Annotated in this window: 1 pseudogene; it reads right to left on the bottom strand. The window is 59.9% G+C overall.

Annotated elements, in window-relative coordinates:
• A pseudogene (locus tag RNB18_RS52080) lies at window positions 1-349 on the bottom strand (hypothetical protein); the annotation flags it as partial.
• Window positions 350-449: the final 100 nt, after the last annotated feature.

The following is a 449-nucleotide window of genomic DNA, read 5'->3' as shown; positions in this document are numbered from 1 at the left end:
GCACTCCATCCACATCCATGTCGGCGATCCGCGCGACCGGGTCATAGCAGCCGGGAATCATGTCCTCATAGCGCACCGGATCCATCCCCCACTCCTCTGGGGGCTTGCCCGCCACCGCATTGAGGCCGATGGTCGGGAAGATCTGGCCGTCATAACTCCACAGGTGCTTACCGTCCACCTCGATAATCCGCGGCCCCGCTTCGAGGAACCGCTGCGGAAGGCGGTCCTGCCATACCCGCGGATGCTCGACGAGATGGTCGTCGACGGACACGATCTGGTGTTCATCTTGAAGCGGCACAACACGCTCCTTACCTTTTCTGACATTCCGTCTTGTTTTCTGACGGTTCATCTCACACACTATATGACGTAGGACACGTTCGTCTACCGATTGAGAGCCACGACATGACTGATCCCGATCCAGCCGCCGACGCCCGCGCGAGGATCGACGA

This window comes from Streptomyces doebereineriae (assembly GCF_031845645.1).
Lineage (GTDB): Bacteria > Actinomycetota > Actinomycetes > Streptomycetales > Streptomycetaceae > Streptomyces > Streptomyces canus.
The sequence above is the reverse complement of the archived record's forward strand: the minus strand, read 5'-3'. Positions and strand labels throughout refer to the sequence as shown.